Source organism: Bacillus capparidis, assembly GCF_017832095.1.
Lineage (GTDB): Bacteria > Bacillota > Bacilli > Bacillales > Bacillaceae > Bacillus > Bacillus gobiensis.
This window is the reverse complement of the sequence record NZ_JAFDST010000003.1, coordinates 231,563-246,532: the sequence shown is the minus strand read 5'-3', so window position 1 is coordinate 246,532 and position 14,970 is coordinate 231,563. Positions and strand designations below refer to the sequence as shown.

Genomic DNA, 14,970 nt, shown 5'->3' with positions numbered 1-14,970 from the left:
TCCCCTAATATTGTTTTGCGTGTGTAAGCTTCTCCTGCTTAAATTCATAAGCTTTTTGAATGCTTTCTTTATTAGACACTTCGGCAACCCCAACATGCCACCAGCTGTCATATCCATCACTCATCGTCTTTGGAAGCACTTTCATTTCAATCAATGTGGACACCTTCTGATTTTTCGCATCCTCCAATGCCGCTTTTAACTCCTCAACTGTGTTCGCTCGGTAAGCTTTTGCGCCGTATCCTTCCGCTATTTTCGCGTAATCCACATTAAGGATTTGATTGTCATGCGTTCTAAATTCACAATAATAGCTGTCGCTTCCATGATCCATTTGCAAATTATTGATACAGCCGAATCCGGAATTATCAAAAAGCAGCACATTGATTTTGTGATTATATTGAATAGATGTGAGGAATTCCGAATGCAGCATTAGGAAGCTGCCATCCCCCACCAATGAGTACACTTCTTTCGTCGGATCAGCTAGTTTCAGACCTAACGTACCAGATACCTCATATCCCATACAGGAGTAGCCATATTCTAAATGATAGGTGTTTCGTACCGTCGGGTTCCATATACGCTGCAGGTCACCTGGAAGCGATCCCGCTGAACCAATAATGATACTGTCAGGAGCAATGGTGTCATTAATAGTAAGCAGCGCGGTCGTTTGTGCTAATTCTGTATTTAACGTATCTGCATATTCATTGAGTACTTCTTGAGAGAAATGATTTTTTACTTCAGGATCAAAATCCTCTCTGCTAAATGTTACTTTGCCTAGACGGTCGCGCTCCGCTGCCCATTCTTCTTTTAATTCCGTTATCGTGCCGCCAAACTCACTCGTATAGTCTTCTAATAGCGGTGCCAGCTGCTCTAACGTTGTTTTCGCATCTGCGACCACTTGAAACGCATCAAGCTTATACGCCTGCATTCGGCTGACATTAATATTCAGAAATTTCGTTTGATCAAATTGAAAAGCCGTTTTGGAAGAAGTCGCAAAGTCAGTATATCTCGTGCCGATTCCGATAATTAAGTCGGCCTGGCGCGCAGCTTTATTGGCTGACAGTGTTCCGGTTATTCCCATGCCGCCAAGGTTATTTTTAAATGTACTTTCTACAGTGGATTTGCCGGCTTGGGTTTCGACCAGCGGAATATTATGCCTTTCCGAAAGCGTTATCAATATTTCGTGTGCTTCTGAATATTTTGCACCGCCGCCCACTAGGATTACCGGCTTTTTGCTTGCTTTTATTAATTCAGCTGCCTCATTTAATTCACGTTCTGTCGGCAATTTCCGATCAAGATAATGGACACGATTGATAAAGAAGCTTTCATCAAAATCATACGCTTCCCCTTCAACATCTTGCGAGATGCAAATCGTTGCGGGGCCGGCTTTTGCCGGATCGGTCATGACTTCAAAAGCCCGCAGTAAACTAGACATCAATTGTTCCGGCCGGGTAATTCGGTCCCAATATCTTGAAACTGGCTTTAGCGCATCATTTGTCGTCACCGCGGCGCTATACTCTTGCTCCACTTGCTGCAACACTGGATCAGGCTGTCTGGTCGCGAAGGTATCACCTGGCAATAATAAGACAGGAATATTATTCGCCAATGCCGTTCCTGCCGCGGCTGTTAAATTAGCAGCGCCTGGACCGACTGACGTGGTCACCGCATAAATTTTTTGCCGCAGCATTTGTTTGCTATACGCAATCGCCGCATGGGCCATTCCTTGTTCGTTTTTTCCTTGGATGATTTTCAATCTTCCGGCCTCCTGCTCAAGCGCCTGGCCGATCCCTAATACATTGCCGTGGCCAAAAATATTAAATACGCCTTCAACAAAGGGGAATTCCCTTCCATCTACGTGAATGTATTGCTGGTTTAAAAACTTAACTAATGCTTGTGCTGTTGTTAGTCTAATGGTTTTCACGATTTTCCCCCACTCCTTATCTCAGTTGTTTCGCTTCAGAGTGTTTATTCAGCAGGTCCTCGATTTCTTCTTTCGATGGCATCGCTTCAGAGGAACTATGCTTGCTGACAACAATCGAAGCTGAAGCGCTTCCATACTTTAGAGCCGTTTCAATGTCTTTGCCGCTGAGTAAAGCATACAGAAAAGCGGAAGCATATGAATCGCCCGCTCCAAACGTTTTTAATACCTTCGTCGGATAGGCTTCACTTTTATATGTTTCGCCTGATTTTGTATAAGCATATGATCCTTCCACTCCATGTTTAATTACAATTAACTCTGGTGAATAGGCAAACAAATAGTCGGTGGTGCTCTCGTTTTGGCCGCCTGTTCTGTTTTCCATCGCATCGTATTCATCCCGGGTACCTATGACAACATTTGCCTGCTCTGCAACGAATGAATAATAAACGGCTGTTTGCTCTGGAGAATCCCATGAATATGGGCGGTAATCCAATTCAAATACTACTTTTATGTCATTTTTCTTAGCTATACTTACCGCTTTAAATACCGCTTCACGTGATGGGCTTTTCGATAAAGCAGTACCTGACACTAAGAGAAGTTTTGCTTTTTTTATATAGTCCTCGTTTACTTCTGACGGATCTAAATAAAGATCGGCTACATTTTCCCGATACATTAAAATGCTGCATTCTTCCGGACTTTTAATCTCTGTAAAGGTTAAGCCGCTTTTATGTCCCTCTTGATCTATGACGAGATTTGATGTATCAATTCCGCAATCACGCATGTATTTCTCAATAAATCGTCCATGCTGATCATCTGAAATTTTTCCGATAAAACCTGCTTTTAATCCCAATTTAGAGCTCCCTATAGCAATATTAGCCGGGGAACCACCCACGTATTTTGAAAATGTCATCGTTTCTTCCATTGGACGGTTATACTCTGTTGCATTCAGATCGATGCAAGCGCGTCCGATTGCGATAAGATCATATTCTTTTTGACTAGTAAATTCGTATTTCATCTCCGATCACTGCTCCTTCCCTGATTAGTTGCTTGCCAGTATCCATTCATGATCTGGATCATTGTGAAACTTCCACGTCCGCGTCGGTCCGGCCATTACATTTAAATAATAGGAAGTATAACCTGCAGGTACGCCGACCGGGTGATAGCCTTCCGGCACGATCACGACATCACCGTTCTCAACTGTCATCGTTTCATCCAACGATCGATCATCTGTATATACTCGCTGGAATACAAATCCTTGCTTTGGATTCATTTCGTGATAATAGGATTCTTCTAAAAATGACTCCTCCGGCAGGTTATCCCGATCATGCTTATGCGGCGGATAGCTGGACCAGTTTCCGCTTTCTGTAATGACTTCTACGACAAGCAAACTGTTCGCAGATGGATCTGAATCTGGCAAAATGTTGTGAACTAACCGTTTGTTTTGGCCATCTCCTCTGTTTTCAACTCCATTATCAGCAGCTCGAATCAGTTTGGTAGGCAATTGCTTCTCGGATGGTGAGTAGCATAAGGCAACTCGCGCCTGTGTCACCGCTTCCACTTCGAAGCCGCGATCGTTTGACACATACACACTGTCCGTCGGTATTTTTTCAAAAACACTTTCTCTCGTTCCTAAATTTTCAAACGTTTTTTCTTTATCAGTTACGTTGATTTTCCCTGTTACTGCCACGATGCAGCATTCCGTCTTCCCCAGTTCTTCTGAATACGTTGCACCGGGAACCAAATCGACAATTTTAAAGTCGACATATTTTAAAGAAGAATTTTCTGTGGTCACCTCATGGCAGATAGTAACACCTGGATTGATTTCTTTCGTTATCGGTTTTCGCAGCAAGTTACTCATTAGGTTGCCTCCCATTTCTTTCGTGGATTGGATCAACAGAAGAGAATTCTATTATTACAATACTAGGAATTCTCTCTGCAAAAGTTGTTTTATTCAAATGACGGGGATTTATAGCGTGCAGTCACGACTTTCTTCCGTGTATAGAAATCAACACTATCTTTGCCATTCGCATGCAACGTTCCAAAAAATGAAGATTTCCAGCCGGAGAATGGGAAAAACGCCATTGGAGCAGGGACTCCTAAATTCACGCCTAACATACCCGCATCTATATTTTCACGGAAATACCGAATGGCAGAAGCATTTGATGTAAAAATACATGCCCCATTAGCAAATTCAGATTGATTTGCAGTATCAACAGCTTCCTTCAAATTTTTCACACGAATGATTGATAAGAGCGGTGCAAAGATTTCCTCTTTCCAAAGCGTCATATCCGTTTTTATATTGTCGAAGATCGTTGGACCGACAAAGAATCCTTCATCTGAGATATTTGCACGGCCATCACAAAGCATGGAGGCTCCTTCTTCAATCCCTGTTTCGATATATTGTAAAGTGCGTTTTTTATTTTCTTCGCGAATAACCGGCCCTAAAAATACGCCATCATCAAGGCCATTACCCATCTTAATATTTTTCGCTGCTTCTGTTAGTCTTGCGATAAATTTATCAGCAATCCCTTCCTCTACAGTTACAACAGCACATGCCATACAACGCTCACCTGCCGATCCGAAAGCAGCACCAATTATATTCGTGATCGTTTCATCTAAATCGGCATCATTTAAAACAATCGTGTGGTTTTTGGCCCCTGTTAATGCTTGAACTCGTTTTAAATTTTCGCTGCCCCGTTTGAATACGTACTCTCCGACGGGTTTGGAGCCTACAAATGAGATTGCTTTCACTTCCGGATGATCCAATATTCCATTTACGACATCATGCGCACCGTAAACGACATTAAAAACGCCTTTTGGAAGGCCTGCTTCTGTAAATAATTCGACCAATTTTTCTGTCAATAATGGTGTTCTTTCAGATGGTTTTAAAATAAACGTGTTACCAAGCGCGATTGCCATCGGGAACATCCAGCAAGGCACCATCATCGGAAAATTAAAGGGTGCAATTCCACCGACAACTCCGACTGGATAACGGTAATTTGCTGCTTCTACATCTGTCGCAATAGAAGCTAGTGAATCTCCCATCATCAAGGACGGAGCGCCTGCAGCAAATTCGACATTTTCAATGCCACGCTGAACCTCGCCTAATGCCTCCGTTAAATTTTTTCCATTCTCAATCGTAATTAACTGAGCCAATTCTTCTTTATGTTTGGTTAATAGCTGCTGATAATTAAAGAGAATTCTTGCACGTCGTGGAACGGCTACCTTTTTCCATTTTTCGAACGCTGTCTTTGCAGCTTCTACTGCATAATCCAGGTCTTCTTTCGGCGAGAGTGGAACTTGTGCAATCACTTCTTTCGTTGCCGGATTATAGACATCCTCATAATGCGTCGCATTGCTCTCAACCCATTCACCATTAATATAATTTTTCATTTTCACTGTTACTGCTTGTGACACGTTTATTTCCCCCTTACACAGGTTGTTTAGAATTATTAAAAATAATAGCTGCCAAAGTTTCGTAAAGCTCAGAACAGGTATCTGGAAGGTTTTAAAAAACAAGTTCATTTATCTTGAATTATAAAAACACCACCTCTTCCCACCAACCATTGTTATATTTTGAGTATATATTGGTTACTTCTTATAAACATCATATAATTTAAAACGCTTTCAGTCAATTAAAATACAAACTTTTTGTATTATTTTTTATTTATTCTTCTTACAACATATCAGACAAAACAAGAACTCCCTTACTTTTCACGTTAAAATCAAAGAAATTGAATGTCGATCTATTAAAAAGAGACTGATAGATTTGAGCGACCCATAAGGAGAAAAATTTGGATTTTCAAAGGGGTTAAACGCTTTTCCCCAAAACATTCACTTTGATAAGAAGAGAAAATATAACGATAGATTTTCTTGTGTGCTTTTTATCGAATAAGTTGAAGTAATGTATTATTTGAAACCTGATTCCCCCTAACCTCGTCAAAACAATGAACGGTGATAAGGGGGAGAAAAAAGCGGGGACACCTATGAAAAGAGTATGGTAAAGATCAAGAATTAGAAGAGATTATGCATGTATATGGAGACGAGCTCGTGAACTCACATTTATGGAAATCTAAGAGTAAGGAAGGATGATAAGAAATGAAAAAGGTATTAGTTGGTACAGTCGCATTGTTATCATTAGCAGGGGTTTCTGGACAAGTTTCAGCAGCAGAAACTAGCACTGTGGGGGCTAAAAGTTCCCTTCAAGCACAAGCTGAAACACAGGTAGCAGCTGTCTCCTCTCAAAAAGGGGTAGCAAAATCAGAAACACGTCCCTCTTTGAGCATAGGTTCCAACTCTAGTTATGTGGATGATCTGCAGCAAATCCTTAAAGATTTGAAATATGATACAAGTGTGGATGGTATTTTTGGTCCTAAAACTCAAGCGGTGGTAAAACAGGTTCAAGCTGATCATAATCTATCTCAAGATGGTATTGTTGGTCCATTAACGTGGGCAGCGTTAGACCAAAATAAAGTAGAAAGACAACAATTTACCGTGGATGATGCGATTGCAATAGGTCAAAAAAAGCTAGGTAAAAACATTGTATTCGGTGGTGACGGTAGATTAGTAAAAGATAATAAAAAACAATCCTATTATCAACTCAAAGCGGCGAATAAGGACTGGATAGATGAAGGTGGTTCAGGCACAATTGGCTGGTTCCATATCTATAAGGACGGTCGCGTAGTAGAAGAATAAAGATAGAATAACATTTCGTTATAATGACTACGAACCAATGAAATTTATGAATTCCATGGGTTTTACTTTCACTCCTTATCATGTTTGTTATGGTAACAAAAAAACAGGTTGGGTGTCTTTTAGGTACCCAACCTGTCGGACAACTTATTCTTTGAATGAGCCGCATACTTTCAATGAAGGAATGCGGCTTCTGACTGTTTAAAAGTAAATAACTTTATTTGTATTAAACATTTGCAACATTTTCGGTGTATTTACATGTTGGATAGTTGGAACAACCAATAAATTGGCCATTTTTCGACTGCCTGAGCACCTGCCGAATTGCGGAATGCAAGGGGAAAAGGGTGGAGATTTTTCCCTTGAATGGGAAAGGAAGAAAAGTTTCTTTAAGCTACTAAAAGTGAGTTTAATCGTAGTGAATCCTGCCCTAGGCATGTTTTTATCAAATCGCATTTATTGCCCTAGATCGGGAATTTATACCTTAAACCTTCTTCCCGGTCAGAGGGCTCATTTCGTCAAACCTAGGATAAGAATATTGATGAAAATCTACTGTCTAAATCACCAAAAAATCCTTATACCCAATTCTCTTTCGCTTTATTACGTATCTCATCGATCAGAATCCGTGCACCTTCCGGACTTAATACAATGTTTCCATCGCCAAATTCCATGTTATTTTCGCTTACCTCTCCTGTTATCAAACAAGCTTTTACAGGACTGTATTTCTTTAGAATAATCTTATCTTTTTCAACAAAAATCTCGATCGGATCTTTAATTTGAATCCCTAGCGTACGACGCAGCTCCTTAGGAAGTACAATTCTTCCTAAATCATCAACTTTTCTTGTCACACCTGTAGCTTTCATCACTACATCCTCCAATTTTTTAAAGGGTATATTTTTATTAAATTCTATTATACCGATAAATTAGGAGATTGAATAGCAACATGTTTAAAAAGAATTCTAGTGTACTTGTTTCACATGCTGAAACTTCGGGAAATCTATTCCATTCTCTTAGAGAGCGGGGGCTTAACCAATTAAGCCACGTCTTGTTCTAACCATTAGAAGACTATGGATAAACCATAAAACACTTCATCATTTACACATTATCCCATTCATTTTTCTCCATTTTTGTGAAGGTTTAATATCACTGCTAAAATATTCTGAGATGATACTTTCTCAGATACATTTGTCGCAGGTGTATATTCCCATAAATGGGATAGATATCTAATATACTTGTAATCTCTATATACGTTCTAACAAGCTGATCAAATACCTGTCCAGCCGTTCCATTATTAGTTTGTCTGTCAGCCCTGTAACACCAAAAGCCGGCCAGCCGGGATATACTTCGGGCGGCCCATCTACTATATCCGCTAATGATAATATATCCCAATATGGATCGTACTTATAATACAGCCCCGCGGAATTTTCATAAGCTGATAAAAATAAATCAGCGGTTTGGATTCCGAATAACATAGCCAGGTTCACTCTGCAATGGCCAACGTCAATACCTGCCGGACCTTTACAAGAATTGACCCAATCGACAACGCCGCTCACTGTATTCTCTGACCACAATACATTGGTAGGATGGTAATCCCGATGGATGAAACACTCTTTCGACTCGGGACGTGGCCCCTTTAGTATTTCAATCGCGCTCTTCCATAAATCCGGGACACTCGACCAGCCTGGAATCTCCAGAGAAGCGATATCGTGATAGGTAAAGTATGTCCAAGGAAAGTCATCAGCTTCGATCGAATGAATCTTTACCAATGCATCTGCCAGCTCATTTACCCATCGGGTCATACTCTCCGGCCTTAATTCTACCGTCCCTTCCAGCTTCGTCATCAATACGGCCGGCACGCCGCATTCAATTCCCGTTTCATCAAATGCGATGATGTGGGGCGTCTGCACACCAGTCCGAGACGCCACCCGAAGACTTTCTGCTTCATGAAGCGCTAAGTCTGGTTCAGCACGCAGCCAGTCAGCATTGGTGAACAGACGCAAGACAAATTCTTTTTCTGAATGATCGGCTCCTACAGAAATCCTGTGAACCAGAGACGACATCCCGCCATGAAGTTCTTGAATCGATTGTATGGAAGCATCAGGGCCAACAGATTGGATGACCCATTTTAACACTCGATCCGGCAGCATATGTCCAGAAGCTTTCTTCATTGAAACGTTTTCTCCCGAATAGCATCGGCCTCTTGAATACTCTCTTTTAACCAGATTGGCGCCTTTTCATGATGAAAAATTTCTTCAGCAGTCATCCAAAAGACAGATTCTACTTCATCCGGACTTTTCGCAAAAGGCTTCCCTTCATCAATTTCACACAAAAACACGATATCGATCACCTCTCGGTCGTTATCAATTACAAACGAAGTGTTTCTAACATACATTAGATTTTTCACTGTGATACCTACCTCTTCATACATTTCCCTTTTCAACGTTCTTTCTAATAGATCATTGGAATCTCCTTCCTGATCTACTGTACCGCCAACAAGAGAAAGAAGGCCGCCGGCGTGTGCTTCCTTAGAGCTGCGTTCAATGACCAGCCATTTGTTTTCTTTACATATTGCTCCTTCTACGTTTATGATAAACATCATTTCCCCACTCCTTTTACTTGCATTCTTTTACCTTCGCTTCGAAGAGAAAGAAATCCTTCAAGTAGGAATGATATATAAGTGAAGGAATTAAGCTGCAAATCGCGAATCGTAAATAAGGAGCCACAGCTTCTTTTCTCACCGCATTTGACGTGGGGATCGGTATAGGGGCAATCATACTTGGCTGGGTTTCGCAATATACTGGGTATCGGGGCCTGTTCATAGTCAGCGCTGTGTCTGTTGTTGTCTCTTTGTTGATTTTTATTGTTTTCATAATGCGGCTACCTAAGAGATCAGGTTTCTGAAAAAATTGAAGGGGTGAGAAGGATGAAAAGTAAAATCACAATGATTTTACGTATTGTATTTGGACTTATGCTTTTAGCTTCTGGTTCGATTGTTGTATTCAACTTGGTGCCTCCGATGGAATATCCTGATCCTGTGGCGAATAATTTTTTGATGGCTCTTGAAAACACTGGATATATTCTGTTCATCGTCGGTTTATTGAAGCTTCTTGTTGGTTTATCGTTAGTCATCAATCGCTTTGTTCCTCTAGCGCTTGTTATCTTCATGCCTATTACAGTAAATATGATTTTGTTTCACGCATTTCTGGACATTACCACCATTCTTCCTTCACTGATCATTGGTTTTCTAAATGTTTTCCTTCTTTTTTCAAACATAGAGAGCTATCGTCCGCTTTTCAAACCAAAAAATAATTATTTGCGAGCGAGAGATTAACTTATCCTCCTTTAAAAATCCACATGCATAGCAGGTTATGCGTGTGGATTTCTTCTTTTAATTCTGACTTGAGATCTTTCGGGGCTTATAGTTGATTACATCTGAGGAATAAATTCCGATCACAACCATTCCTCCAATTGTTTTGGCACGTATTAGAATCGGTTGGTTATAAATGTTTTTAAATGAAAAATCGGGACCATACCAGCTTACGGTTGCGTCACGGCCAGGCGGAACATAGGGAACCTTCTTGCTGTGGGAATAGCGTTGGGTAATTTGAACGCCCGCGCTGTCAATGGCATTGAATAAGGTTGAAGACACTTGGCAAATCCCACCGCCGATATCTTCTGCCATTTCACCTTTTACGATGACAGGCGCCCTCATGTATCCTTTGCTTTCTGTTCGCTTGCCAACCACTTGATTAAAGGAGAACTTTTCTCCAGGGAAAACAACAGAATTATTTATTGCATCGACAGCAAGAATAATATTGTGAGTACGGTTTTTGTTATTCTTATTGAAGTACGTCACGTATTGGCCAATTTTTTGAATCCGTATATGAGAAAGCAATTCACTGTCTACTTTTGGATTTATCGGAAGCAACGGAACATCTAATTCTTTTGATCCGTTTGCGTACAGATAGGAAGTAAACTCTTCTCTGAATTTTTTTCGATAAAGCTTATAGCCTGCTTCGCCTGGCACTATTCCCCCATGGTCATTCAATACTGCATTTACAGGCTCGTGATAAATTTTTTGGTTAAGTGTTTCAATAAACTGATTGTATTTATTCTCATCAATGATCGGCACCCCAAACAGCGGTGTTGTCAAATCGGCTCGATTAACAATGGCTACCGTCTGCCCTTGATGGCTTATTGTTAAATTGTCAGGAGTATTCATTTGGTGAACCATTAATAAAAGCCCGGCAATCCATGCTAGCCGCATAAAGCAACCTCCTGATGATACGTAAAATGAATAAGATATGTATAACTTTAGAATGATTTTAAATGTGATTGTTTATGTATACCTTTTATATCCAGAAAATAACGTAAAAAAAGAGCGCCCCTATCTTAAAGGAGCACTCCTGTCTTTTTATATTTTAATATCGACTTTTGACTGTTTCTTAAGCTCTTCAACCTTTGTTACAAGCTTTTCTTGTTTCTTTTGCTGCTCAAGCTGTTCTTTGATTTTAGGTTTTATTTCCTCTAGTTTTGGAGGCTTTTGACCTGTGCTGTTTCCTTGCTGGGAAATTTGATCATAGTATTGTTGAATTTCTTTGTCAGTTGCTTCATCTACTTTTATTTCTTTATCAACATACTTTTGGAATGTAATGCTTTCAGCAAATTGAGCTTTAAGCTTGTCAGCATCTAAACCTGCTTGTTTTACAGCATCGTTAAATTCTTTCTCACTTTTGTATTGTTTCTTGCTTTCTTCTAGTTGTTTGTTTACTTCATCATCAGATGCTTTATAGCCTTTTTTATCCGCATCTTGAATTAGAAGCGTTTGTCCCACCAAGCTGTTGATAGTTTGTTCTTTTATTTGCTTTGCCGCTTCTTCGGACGTTGGATCTTGTCCCATTTGTTGAAGCTGGGATTGTGATGAAGCTAGTACAGCATTGTAGTCACTGCCCAAAAGCTCCTTGTCATTTACAATAGCAACGGTTTTGCTATCTTCAATTTTTTGCTGCTCCATTTTCTTTTGCATTTCTTCCATTTGCTTTTGCTGATCCTGCTGTTGCTTTTGCTGATCCTGCTGATCCGCTTGAGCAGTATTTTCATTTTTATTCTCTTTTGGTTTATCACCTTCAGCATTGGATGAGCATGCAGTTAGTGCAAAAGCCAACAATCCTATAAATAATGGAAATATCAATTTTTTCATGATTTTTCTCCTTTCGTAGCTAAGAAGTATAATTTCCTATTGCGAGAAAATCATCTAGTGCGCATTTTATATGATATTGGCATAAAAATAAACCATTTCTGCCTATTCCCCGGATCTGTAATAGAATTGAAAGGTTTTTGTAATAAAAAGCTTACAAAATTAACCTGAATATTGTATTGAATATAGCAAGCTATGGCGATATATATAAAGTGGAAAAAATACCCTGCTCAAACTAAAACCTTTGGGCAGGGTCAAAAAACGTACTTTCGTATTAAATTAAATACACACGCGCTTCATACGGCCGCAGGGCTTCCGGTTGATTCTCCTGCGAATAATTGCTAATCAACAATTCCTTACCGTCTGCTTTATCGAGAGACGGATAGTCAAAATCGATCTTTTCAGGAGAAAAACTGCATAATACCACTAATTTCTTGCCTTCGTAATGCCTCTCATAAGCAAAAAGCTGTGGATGTTCTTTAAAAATAAGCTCGTATTTGCCATGCACGATGATCGGATATGTTTTTCTGAGCTGGATGAGCTTCTGATAATAATAAAAGACAGAATTTTTATCGGCTAAACATTTTTCCGCATTAATGTCATTGTAATTCGGATTCACTTCCAGCCATGGATTTCCGGTGGTAAACCCTGCATGCTCCGTTTGATCCCACTGAACAGGCGTACGGGCGTTATCCCGGCTTCTGGCCTTTAGAGCATTCATGATTTTCTCTTCATCCCACTTGGCACGGTTTTTTAAATCATAGTAGGAGTTTATCGATTCAATATCATTAAAATCATGTACGGATGTAAACTCACTGTTGGTCATTCCCAGCTCTTCACCTTGATAAATATACGGTGTGCCTTTCATCATATGAAGCAGGGTCGCGAGCATTTTAGCTGACTCCACCCGATACTGGCCATCGTTTCCAAAGCGGGAAACAACCCTTGGCTGATCGTGGTTATTCCAGTACAGGCTATTCCATCCTGTTGTTTCCAAGCCATTTTGCCACCTGGACAATATTTCCTTTAATTCATTCAGCTCCCATGCATTATTACTCCATTTTCCTTCTTCTACTCCATCTCCGACACCCATGTGCTCAAATTGGAACACCATGTTGACTTCGTTCCGGCTGCTATCCGTGTATTTCCGGGCCTCTTCCACGTCGACACCCGGCATTTCCCCGACAGTCATCAGATCGTAACGGCTGAGAACTTCCTTGTTCATTTCCTGAAGGTAGTCATGTATCTTCGGACCGTTCATAAAGAAAGGTGCACCGTTTCCGAATTCTTTTCCGTGAGATTTCTCTCCATCCGGCAGGTCTGGGTGTTTGGAAATAAAATTGATGACATCCATTCGAAATCCGTCGATGCCTTTCTCCGCCCACCATGTCATCATTTTATATACTTCCTGGCGCAGAGCAGGGTTTTCCCAATTTAAATCCGGCTGTTTTTTTGAAAATAAATGTAAATAATAATCTTCTGTTGGTTCATTATATTCCCAAGCCGAGCCTCTAAACATCGACTCCCAGTTATTAGGGGCCTCATCTCCGTTTCCTTCTCTCCAAATATAGAAATCTCTTTTCGGATTATCCTTTGATGATTTCGATTCTAAAAACCACTCATGCTCATCAGACGTATGATTAACGACAAGATCCATCACAATTTTAATACCTTTTCGATGAGCCTCAGCGATTAACTCGTCTATATCCTCCATTGACCCGAACTCCTGCATGATTTCTGTATAATTGCGAATGTCATACCCATTATCGTCATTAGGTGAATCATAGACCGGAGATAGCCATATTACGTCAATTCCAAGAAGTTTTAGATAATCCAGCTTAGAAATAATGCCTTGAATGTCTCCAATTCCGTCTCCGTTGCTGTCTTTAAAGCTCCTCGGGTAAATTTGATAAACGACCGCTTCTTTCCACCATTGCTGTTCCATCGTTTCTCCCCCTTTTTGAGTAAACGTTTACTTTGTAGACAAAATTTTTAATATCGTTTAACCGATTGTCTTTCAACGATTTTATGAGGCATTATGATGCTGTTTAATTCTTTTCCGGATTGAATATGATCACACAGCATCTCTACAGCCATTTTCCCCATTTCTTTCAGCGGCTGGGCAACTGTCGTTAAAGGCGGTACTGCCATTTCTGCGAGCTTTAAATTATCATAGCCGATGATTGAAAGCTCTTCAGGTATGCTGACATGATTCTGGTAAGCGGCCGAAATAACGCCAAGCGCTATCTCATCGCTGGCGGCAAAAACCGCTGTACACTGGCTCTTCACATTCTTTAAGATTTCATACCCTTCTAGTCCATCTTCAAAACTAAAACCATTCACTTTAATAATATTTTCCTCTTTAACCGGGAATCCTGCTGAAGTTAAAGCTTGTGTGTACCCTTTTATTCTTGTACTGCCGGCAATCGGATCAGATATCGGTCCCGCAAGCATCGCGATATCCCGGTGGCCGCTCTGAATGAGATAATTTACTGCTGAAAAAGCTGCAAATTGATCATCCGTTTTAATATAAGGCAATGGATACATTTCTGACTTCGTTGAAATCAAAAGCACAGGGATGCTCGTGTTTAAAAGAAATTTCGCCGTCTCCTCGCTGACCATTTCACTAACGAAAATAATACAGTCGACTTGTTTTTCGGCAAGCATCTTTAAATTTCGCAGCGTGCGCTCCTGCTGGCCGTCTGTATTACAAATAACGACACTAAAGTCTGACTTATAAGCAGCTTCTTCAATACCTGACAACACTTCACCAGAATACATATTCGACACATAAGGAAACACAACTCCAATGGACTGTGTTTTCTTGTTAATCAGTCCCCTGGCAACGGCATTCGGTTGATACCCGAGTTCCCGAATAACGGACAGGACTTTTTTGCGCGTTTCTTCACCATAACCCTTTTCGTTATTTAATATTCTTGACACTGTTGCTATAGAGACATTGGCTTTTTGGGCAACATCTTTGATCGTTGGTTTCACAATGATCACACCTTCGAGTAAACGCTTTCTTATAAAGAGTATATAAAACCACTCGAACATAAGTCAACAAAAAAATAAAAACTCTGACGAATCAAAGGTTCACGTGCAGATTTCGTCAGAATATAAAATATTTAGGAGTTGACAAAATGAAATTTGCAAAATAATCTAGAAAATA

15 protein-coding genes are annotated in these 14,970 nt (G+C 40.3%); 2 read left to right on the top strand and 13 right to left on the bottom strand.

Annotation, left to right across the window (positions count from 1 at the left end):
* Positions 1-4: 4 nt before the first annotated feature.
* The 4 genes from iolD to iolA form a co-directional block, all read right to left on the bottom strand.
* The gene (iolD, locus tag JOC74_RS14760) at positions 5-1,918 is read right to left on the bottom strand and encodes a 3D-(3,5/4)-trihydroxycyclohexane-1,2-dione acylhydrolase (decyclizing) (protein ID WP_053605420.1); all 1,914 of its coding nucleotides are present in this window, start codon (positions 1,916-1,918) and stop codon (positions 5-7) included.
* 13 nt (positions 1,919-1,931) lie between these two features.
* Positions 1,932-2,927, bottom strand: coding sequence for a 5-dehydro-2-deoxygluconokinase (gene iolC, locus JOC74_RS14755; RefSeq protein WP_053605419.1), 996 nt, complete (start codon positions 2,925-2,927; stop codon positions 1,932-1,934).
* A gap of 24 nt (positions 2,928-2,951) precedes the next feature.
* Positions 2,952-3,770: a 5-deoxy-glucuronate isomerase gene (iolB, locus tag JOC74_RS14750; protein WP_053605418.1), complete on the bottom strand. Its 819-nt coding sequence runs from the start codon at positions 3,768-3,770 to the stop codon at positions 2,952-2,954.
* A gap of 89 nt (positions 3,771-3,859) precedes the next feature.
* Positions 3,860-5,305, bottom strand: coding sequence for a methylmalonate-semialdehyde dehydrogenase (gene iolA, locus JOC74_RS14745; RefSeq protein WP_211086216.1), 1,446 nt, complete (start codon positions 5,303-5,305; stop codon positions 3,860-3,862).
* Positions 5,306-6,010: 705 nt separating this feature from the next.
* On the opposite strand from iolA, the gene JOC74_RS14740 reads away from it, so the two are divergent.
* On the top strand, positions 6,011-6,607 hold the full coding sequence (locus tag JOC74_RS14740) for a peptidoglycan-binding domain-containing protein (protein ID WP_211086198.1): 597 nt from the start codon (positions 6,011-6,013) through the stop codon (positions 6,605-6,607).
* Between the two features lie 223 nt (positions 6,608-6,830).
* Here JOC74_RS14740 and JOC74_RS24325 read toward each other — a convergent pair whose 3' ends face one another.
* The 5 genes from JOC74_RS24325 to JOC74_RS24160 form a co-directional block, all read right to left on the bottom strand.
* Complete coding sequence (locus JOC74_RS24325) at positions 6,831-6,917, bottom strand: topoisomerase DNA-binding C4 zinc finger domain-containing protein (protein WP_225970412.1); 87 nt, start codon at positions 6,915-6,917, stop codon at positions 6,831-6,833.
* 259 nt (positions 6,918-7,176) lie between these two features.
* Positions 7,177-7,464, bottom strand: coding sequence for an AbrB/MazE/SpoVT family DNA-binding domain-containing protein (locus tag JOC74_RS14730; protein WP_053605417.1), 288 nt, complete (start codon positions 7,462-7,464; stop codon positions 7,177-7,179).
* 378 nt (positions 7,465-7,842) lie between these two features.
* The gene (locus tag JOC74_RS14725; protein ID WP_211086197.1) at positions 7,843-8,769 is read right to left on the bottom strand and encodes a phosphotransferase family protein; all 927 of its coding nucleotides are present in this window, start codon (positions 8,767-8,769) and stop codon (positions 7,843-7,845) included.
* Positions 8,766-9,197: an NUDIX hydrolase gene (locus tag JOC74_RS14720; protein ID WP_053605416.1), complete on the bottom strand. Its 432-nt coding sequence runs from the start codon at positions 9,195-9,197 to the stop codon at positions 8,766-8,768. Before JOC74_RS14720 ends, JOC74_RS14725 begins: the two co-directional genes overlap by 4 nt.
* 16 nt (positions 9,198-9,213) lie before the next feature.
* On the bottom strand, positions 9,214-9,471 hold the full coding sequence (locus JOC74_RS24160; protein WP_148564354.1) for a hypothetical protein: 258 nt from the start codon (positions 9,469-9,471) through the stop codon (positions 9,214-9,216).
* 53 nt (positions 9,472-9,524) lie between these two features.
* Between JOC74_RS24160 and JOC74_RS14710 the strand changes: the two genes are divergently transcribed.
* A complete protein-coding gene (locus tag JOC74_RS14710) occupies positions 9,525-9,932 on the top strand; it encodes a DoxX family membrane protein (protein WP_053605415.1) in 408 nt (135 codons plus the stop codon).
* Between the two features lie 57 nt (positions 9,933-9,989).
* Here JOC74_RS14710 and JOC74_RS14705 read toward each other — a convergent pair whose 3' ends face one another.
* From JOC74_RS14705 to JOC74_RS14690, 4 genes are all read right to left on the bottom strand, one after another.
* The gene (locus tag JOC74_RS14705) at positions 9,990-10,868 is read right to left on the bottom strand and encodes a VanW family protein (protein WP_053605414.1); all 879 of its coding nucleotides are present in this window, start codon (positions 10,866-10,868) and stop codon (positions 9,990-9,992) included.
* Positions 10,869-11,015: 147 nt separating this feature from the next.
* On the bottom strand, positions 11,016-11,801 hold the full coding sequence (locus JOC74_RS14700; protein WP_053605413.1) for a SurA N-terminal domain-containing protein: 786 nt from the start codon (positions 11,799-11,801) through the stop codon (positions 11,016-11,018).
* A gap of 271 nt (positions 11,802-12,072) precedes the next feature.
* Positions 12,073-13,743 carry a glycoside hydrolase family 13 protein gene (locus JOC74_RS14695; protein ID WP_053605412.1) on the bottom strand — a complete coding sequence of 557 codons (1,671 nt, stop codon included), beginning with the start codon at positions 13,741-13,743 and terminating at the stop codon, positions 12,073-12,075.
* Between the two features lie 47 nt (positions 13,744-13,790).
* Complete coding sequence (locus tag JOC74_RS14690) at positions 13,791-14,795, bottom strand: LacI family DNA-binding transcriptional regulator (protein WP_211086196.1); 1,005 nt, start codon at positions 14,793-14,795, stop codon at positions 13,791-13,793.
* Between the last annotated feature and the right edge of the window lie 175 nt (positions 14,796-14,970).

Excerpts from the sequence above, each read along its gene's own strand:
- JOC74_RS24160 (WP_148564354.1), bottom strand. The coding sequence starts at position 9,471 with ATGAAAACAATAAAAATCAACAAAGAGACAACAACAGACACAGCGCTG.
- iolC (WP_053605419.1), bottom strand. The coding sequence starts at position 2,927 with ATGAAATACGAATTTACTAGTCAAAAAGAATATGATCTTATCGCAATC.
- JOC74_RS14705 (WP_053605414.1), bottom strand. The coding sequence starts at position 10,868 with ATGCGGCTAGCATGGATTGCCGGGCTTTTATTAATGGTTCACCAAATG.
- JOC74_RS14730 (WP_053605417.1), bottom strand. The coding sequence starts at position 7,464 with ATGAAAGCTACAGGTGTGACAAGAAAAGTTGATGATTTAGGAAGAATT.
- JOC74_RS14720 (WP_053605416.1), bottom strand. The coding sequence starts at position 9,197 with ATGTTTATCATAAACGTAGAAGGAGCAATATGTAAAGAAAACAAATGG.
- JOC74_RS14740 (WP_211086198.1), top strand. The coding sequence starts at position 6,011 with ATGAAAAAGGTATTAGTTGGTACAGTCGCATTGTTATCATTAGCAGGG.
- iolA (WP_211086216.1), bottom strand. The coding sequence starts at position 5,305 with ATGAAAAATTATATTAATGGTGAATGGGTTGAGAGCAATGCGACGCAT.
- JOC74_RS14725 (WP_211086197.1), bottom strand. The coding sequence starts at position 8,769 with ATGAAGAAAGCTTCTGGACATATGCTGCCGGATCGAGTGTTAAAATGG.
- iolB (WP_053605418.1), bottom strand. The coding sequence starts at position 3,770 with ATGAGTAACTTGCTGCGAAAACCGATAACGAAAGAAATCAATCCAGGT.
- JOC74_RS14700 (WP_053605413.1), bottom strand. The coding sequence starts at position 11,801 with ATGAAAAAATTGATATTTCCATTATTTATAGGATTGTTGGCTTTTGCA.
- JOC74_RS14695 (WP_053605412.1), bottom strand. The coding sequence starts at position 13,743 with ATGGAACAGCAATGGTGGAAAGAAGCGGTCGTTTATCAAATTTACCCG.
- JOC74_RS14710 (WP_053605415.1), top strand. The coding sequence starts at position 9,525 with ATGAAAAGTAAAATCACAATGATTTTACGTATTGTATTTGGACTTATG.